The organism is Streptomyces azureus, from assembly GCF_001270025.1.
GTDB classification, from domain to species: Bacteria; Actinomycetota; Actinomycetes; order Streptomycetales; family Streptomycetaceae; genus Streptomyces; species Streptomyces azureus.
Window position 1 is genome coordinate 1 of the sequence record NZ_DF968226.1, and the last position, 5,972, is coordinate 5,972.

The following is a 5,972-nucleotide window of genomic DNA, read 5'->3' on the forward strand; positions in this document are numbered from 1 at the left end:
CAGCTCACCGGCCTTGCTGCGCAAGGCCGGTGACGCTCCGTCCGCTGCACTCCCGGAGCAGCGGGGCCTGCGGCCCCGAAGAGGCGGCCTCCGTTGCGCTCCAGCCACCTCGTGGCGCGGTGCGCCACACAGGCCAGCCCAGCTACGCGGGACGGCCAACGGGCCTACGGCCCGGGCAGCAAGAAAGAAGGGCGGCCGGGGCCGGTAACCCTGCATCAGCTGACGCACTATATAGCTTTGGCAGAACCACCTCACCTCTGCTTCAAACCTAGGCCTGGATAGACTCTGGAATCAGCCCCCACCCCAGGCCGCCCAATTTGAATAGAAGTATCGGCACCCCGGTGATTTATAAACCGGGGTGCCGATTGCAAGTGATCTATGCCGCCCGTTTCTCTTCTTTCTCGCGCAGAGCAGTAACCGTAGCAAGGTCTTTGCTTTCAGCCTGCTGAACCAGTTCCTGGTGGGCTTTCATCCACTTATCGAGATTCTTAGACCGCGCTGGATCTTCTCGGAGGGATCGGACGGCGGCGGCAAGCCACGATGCGAGTTCCGCTTCGTCTGTCACGTAACACGCTTTCAGAAAGGCGATGGCCTGTTGAGGGTCGACGGGCAGAGCGTCCCCGTCGATGATCCGTCGGGTGGTGGTCCTCGGCAGCACGCCCGGCTCGGACATCCGCTCCATCTCGCCGGGCGTGGGGTAGCCGATCCAAACGTGCTGGTGCCGCAAGGCCCTCAGGAAGCCTGCCGTGTCGGAGATCAGTGTCGGGTCGGGGGCCCGACGAACGTAGTAGGGCGCGCGGGTCGCCCGGCGTGCCCGGATCCAGAGTTCGCGGCCGCCGATCAGAGCAAATTGCGGGCCGAGGCCATCTCTCTCGGTGGTGGTCGTGATGATGAACATCCTGACGGTCTCCATGGAGGGCACGATGGTGCCAGAGGCTGCGCGCTCGAAGGTGGCCTCCGAGGGTTGGCCGCCGACCGCTTTGGCCATCTGCCGGTAGGTCAGGCCGGCCGTGTTCTTGCGGTCGCGCAGGAAGTCCGCGAGCTGTGCGCGCTCCGGAACAGCACGGTCGACGGGGTTCTCGGAGCGTCCCATGACGGCCACCTCACTTCCCGGCGCTCAAGTACGCGCGGACGAGCCGGCCCAGTCGGCCGCCACCGCGGCCTCCACTCACGACCAAGGCCACGACCGCCACGCCGATGCCGCCGGCGCCCGCCAGGAGCAGCAGGACGTCCTCGACGCTCATCCCGCCGGGGGCGAGGAAAGCGGCGGTAACGATGACCGCGATGATGACCAGCGCGTGCGGCATGCCGAACCGGCCGCTCGTGGTAGTGCTGATGGGGGTGTCGGACAGCGGCGGCTTGATGGTCGCAACGCTCGCCCTGGTGATGGGTTTTTTGCCCATGAGGCTCTCCCTAACCACCGTCCGGCGACCAGGAGATCGCCGGACGGTGCTACTTGGCTCCAACCGGAAGTGCGTGCTGCGCGGTCTCGGGGAGTTGGCGCTCCCTACGCGCAGGTGGACTGCTGAGGAAAGCTTCCCAGCCCCTAGAGCACTTCTGAGGGTGAGTCAGACGATTTCCTCACCACCGAACCAAAGATGGTGGGACGGCAGGGATGCCCCTCTGAGAGGCGTGCGTCGCACTCAACAAGCGTTTTGGAAGCGGAACGGCCGCAAACGGTGCAGGTCACAGCGCTGCACGGAGCCATACCATCAGCTGGCGACAGTCGCCCCAGGGGGGTTGCAAACATGGCGCAGGTCGTTGCAGGTCACAGGGCTCTGCGTGACGCAGCAAAGCGCAAGCAAGAAAAACAAACAGGTGCAGGACGCTGACCTGCATTGATTCAATTCCGTACCCCTCAAACTGATAATGATCATGGTTCTGGAGGCAGACTCTTCATCACAAGCCATCTCCACTTAGGTAGAGCTGACTTGGCCCTGATTGCTACTGGCTCCAACCGGCGCACCAGGGACATGGGGTCAGGTGTTGGCGCACCTCCCCCGCATTGTGAAGCCGATCGCCTTGCCCAGTTCGGGCAGGCATCGGCTTCACCAGCGTCTGCGTCTGCGTTTGCGTCTGTGAAATCGACTTCCAGACCGTGGGCGCGCGTCCTCCGTCATCCGTGCCAGGCAAAACCGAGCGCCTGGTGGAACTGTGGCGCGGGATCTACTCGGCGTACCTGGTACCTGGCGCCGAGCCATCGGCGGTGCGCAGCCCTTAGCTCAACCTGCTGCCGCCGTGCGGGGGCCAAGGCTTCCCGCTGCCCCGGCCCCCGCGCCAGCACGCCAGGCTCACCGGGAGAGGATCGCGCCGACCAGAGCAGCCATCACTGTCACGGCGCCGAACGCAGCACCGAGCGGCTGGCCCCAAGTGGGGTGGCGGTGCACGACGTAGGCGGCGCCGGCCGCGAGCAGCACCACGACGACGACCAGGAGCAGCGCGACGAGCAGAGCGAGCGTGGACACGAACGGGTTCCCCCTAGGGATCGGGCACGCCCGGGCGGGGGCATGCAGGTAGTTGGGCGGTGGAGCAGGGGTTGCGTGGTCTTCCATGCCAGCACCGGTTGGACCTGTCGGAGTTGAAGCAGCTGTTGTCAATCGGCCCGACCGCGAATTGTCAACAGACAAAGGTGGATGAAAAGGGCGCGGTCAGGGATGGCGGCGCCATGGTCTTCGGCGCGGGGGTTAGCCCCGCAACCATCGAGCCAACCGCGTCTGCGGGCCGCTGGGAATCCCGTCGAGGACGCCAACCCGATGCATGTGATGCAAGATCGTTTTCGGGGCCAGGTGAGCCGTGAGGTAGTCGGTCGCCCTGGCGGGCGGGACAATCGCCGCTGTGACGATCGACCGCCGCACGCTGGGCACCGGACCAAGGCAAGCCGACGCCTACGACACGTGAGACCCCGAGCCGCCGCCCGCGCCACGCGCCCAACTCACCGCCGAGCGCCTCCCCACCACCACGGCAGCCGCGGCCAAGCCCGCGCGTCTGGCCGGGCGCCGCGTCCTGGGCATCGGCACTGACTCGCCAGCACTCCCACCCGATGAGACACACTGGCACTGATCACATGCTCGCCCGGAAAAAGACCGATGGCCGGTTCCCTCAATTCAGGAAACCGGCCATCGGGCGGAACACTCAAATGTCGAATTGGATGTGTTCTACGTCGGTGAATTCGACTTCCAGGCCGAGAGCGCGGCGGCCTCCATCGCGGAAATACATTTCTCCCAGCCCTTCGGAGGCGATGTGGCGCAGTTGCTGCTCACTCGCCCCGGCGTCCTGGGCGTCGAACAGCCGGGCCGCGTGCTGCGGAGGCAAGGCGGGGGTGAGATGACGGATGCGCGCGTCGTCGGTGGTGCCGGGCGCCGCGGTGAAGCCGAAACGGGCGCGGGTGTCGACAACCAGGCCGGTGCTGGTGGCAGCCTGACGGCGGGCGCGTTCGCGGACGCGGGGTTGCCAGCGGGCCCGCACCGCGTCCTACAGGCGCTGCGCGAGGTCGGCGCGAGGCCGGCGGATCTTGTCTTTGACGTACCGCTCCACGGTGCGCTGCGAGACGCCGAGCGCCTCGGCCACGGTGCGGGTGCCCGCGAGTTGCTTGACCAGGTAACGCATCTGCGCGCCGGCCGACCTTGGGAATGGGATGGGTGAACGCCCCCTGAACGGCGCGGTCCAGGCCGTCTCCGACGATGCCCATGCGGGATTCTCCGCTCATGATCGGCTGTGTGGGCCGCTGTGGCGCGATCACGCCCGGGCCAAGGGAGTTTTGCCCGGCGCCGGGCGGAACGGGCCGCACAGCGGCGTACGGAGCTGTTAGAGGGCCGTGTAGAGTCTCGCGGCGCGTGTCGGATGCCGTTCCGCTGACCTGGGCTTCTCTTGCAATCCCACGATGTCTCGGACACCCTGCCACGCACGGAAGATGCCACGTCGGAGGCTAGCCCCTTGAGCGCGGCAAGCGGCCCTCGCAGCCGGCCGGCTGAACCGGGAGGGCATCGGCTACCGCACTGCTGACGCCTTCTCCGCGTCCACGGACCGTTCCGACGAGAACCCCTCAGCTCGTGAGTGCTATCACTACGAATCCGCCCACGCCGATCAACAGCGTCATCGCAGCAGCGAACGTCATACCCGCTCTGCCCCATATGGCAGAAGGCGATGCGTTCTCTCGGTAGGCCAAGCCCCATGCCACAGCAGCCGCACCCAACGACACGATGACCACGACGGCTAACCACAAAGTCAGCACTGCGGCCTCCAGCGACCCACTCACACTTCCCCCTAGCTTCTCATAGCTGAACTACTATGACCGAAGAAGCTAGCATCTTTCGATAGATAGCTATAGCTAGGGGAGAACCAGTGAAGCTGACCGTGTTCCAGTTCGAAGGCACACCCGAGGAGCTGGATGCATCTCAGGTACTGCACGAGCTGACCCAGTCCCACAACGGCGGTTCGACCGTGGTGCGCACTTCCGCACAGACGAACCCGATCCGCGACGGCCTTCCGTTGCACATCCCGGGCGTACCCGACGAGGGCCAGGACATCGTCCGGGCACTGCTGCAGAACAGCCCTGCCTCCGAGCTCTTCGTGAAGTTCATGAGGAAGACGACCAGCTGGAACAACGTGGTAGTCCGCGGTATCAAGCGCAAAACCGCCCAACCCGGGGCTCCGCTGGACTACAGCCGCTACCTGCGGCTACGCAAGCAGGGGTCCCCCTTCGGCGGCTTCGCCTACGTCTATCCCGAGTTCAGCAAGATCAATCTCCGACTCAACTACACCAACGCGCAGCTCAGCGACCTGAACATCACCACGGCCCGCACACTCACCACCGGACACCGGGAATACCGCGTCAGCGTTGACCTCAAGGGCGACGAAAGCCTGGCCGAAGCCCTGCGGCTCGCCAAGCTCGCCTACGACGCCACCTGACCCGCCGTTCTTCGCACCCGTGCACAGAAAGGCCGGCTCGTGAAGCTACGCCCTCATCAGCGTGAAGCCGTCGACGCGGTACTGCGCGCCCCCGAATTGCCTGCAAGATCTCTTGTGCCGGAGGGTGGTCTCCGGACTCAGGTGATCATGGCGACCGGGTCCGGCAAGAGCCTCGTGGCCACCCGGAGGGCGTTGTCACGTTGTTGAGTTTGCAGGCTCCTGACGGTGTGTCGGGGCATGGTGGGCGTGCGGTTGGGTTCTGTGTCCAGGCCGTGGCGGGCTGGCCGGCGGCGCCAGTGATCTGGACCCAGCTGGCGAACCGGATGGTCATCTCGGCTCGGTAGCCGTGGGCGGCCATCAGGTGGCGGTGGGGCCGGAAGTGAGGTGAGATGCCGCTGAACGCGGACAGGAACCGCTGCGCGGCGCCGACCGATCGGAAGCCCTTCATCGCGCGTTCCCGCTGCCGCGTGGGCTGGTGGCTGCTCTCCGCCCGGTTGTTCAGGCCCTTGTGACAGCGGTGCTCCACCGAGGGCATGACCTCTCGGTGGGCCGCACCGTAGGAGCGCAGCTTGTCCGTGACGACCACCCGCGGCACCGTACGGGTCTTCTTCAGCAGCCGACGGAAAAACCGCCGGGCCGCGGCGGTGCCCCGCCGGTCCTGCACGAGGATGTCCAGCACCATCCCATCCTGGTCGACGGCCCGCCACAGGTACTTCAACTCGCCGTTGATCTTGATGAAGACCTCGCCCAGGTGCCACTTGTCTCCCGGCCGGGACCGACGACGGCGCAGCGCGCCGGCGTAGGCCTGCCCGAACTTGTCGCACCACCGCCGGACCGTCTCATAGGAGACGATCACCCCGCGCTCCAGCATGAGTTCCTCGACTTCACGGAAGCTCAGCGGGAAGCGGAAGTACAGCCACACGCAGTGGGAGATCACCTCGACCGGGCACCGGTGCCCCTTTGCAAGACGGCCGCGCGCCGTCCACGGACGACCCCTCCCGGCCTGATCCACCCGAAAAACCATCTCACCCGACCAGCCAACGTGACAGCGCCCGAGCCGTCGT

Annotated in this window: 5 protein-coding genes and 2 pseudogenes; 2 read left to right on the top strand and 5 right to left on the bottom strand. The window is 66.0% G+C overall.

All coding sequences use genetic code 11. The annotated features are described in order from the left end of the window. Positions 1-376: 376 nt before the first annotated feature. The 4 genes and pseudogenes from AOQ53_RS08645 to tpg form a co-directional block, all read right to left on the bottom strand. Positions 377-1,093, bottom strand: a complete 717-nt coding sequence (locus AOQ53_RS08645; protein WP_148640305.1) for a helix-turn-helix domain-containing protein — start codon at positions 1,091-1,093, stop codon at positions 377-379. A 10-nt stretch (positions 1,094-1,103) separates the two neighbouring features. Beyond that, entirely contained in the window at positions 1,104-1,403 is a 300-nt protein-coding gene (locus AOQ53_RS08650) for a hypothetical protein (RefSeq protein ID WP_059416398.1), read from the bottom strand. Between the two features lie 888 nt (positions 1,404-2,291). Continuing rightward, positions 2,292-2,465, bottom strand: a complete 174-nt coding sequence (locus AOQ53_RS44515) for a hypothetical protein (RefSeq protein ID WP_167745694.1) — start codon at positions 2,463-2,465, stop codon at positions 2,292-2,294. 667 nt (positions 2,466-3,132) lie between these two features. Continuing rightward, positions 3,133-3,688 (bottom strand): annotated as a pseudogene (gene tpg, locus AOQ53_RS08655) (telomere-protecting terminal protein Tpg). 653 nt (positions 3,689-4,341) lie between these two features. Between tpg and AOQ53_RS08660 the strand changes: the two are divergent. Beyond that, positions 4,342-4,908, top strand: a complete 567-nt coding sequence (locus AOQ53_RS08660; protein ID WP_059416399.1) for a hypothetical protein — start codon at positions 4,342-4,344, stop codon at positions 4,906-4,908. A 39-nt stretch (positions 4,909-4,947) separates the two neighbouring features. Further along, a complete protein-coding gene (locus AOQ53_RS43480) occupies positions 4,948-5,115 on the top strand; it encodes a DEAD/DEAH box helicase family protein (protein WP_236711631.1) in 168 nt (55 codons plus the stop codon). Between the two features lie 82 nt (positions 5,116-5,197). On the opposite strand, the pseudogene AOQ53_RS08665 reads toward AOQ53_RS43480, so the two are convergent. Further along, positions 5,198-5,932, bottom strand: a pseudogene (locus AOQ53_RS08665) (IS6 family transposase); the annotation flags it as partial. Positions 5,933-5,972: the final 40 nt, after the last annotated feature.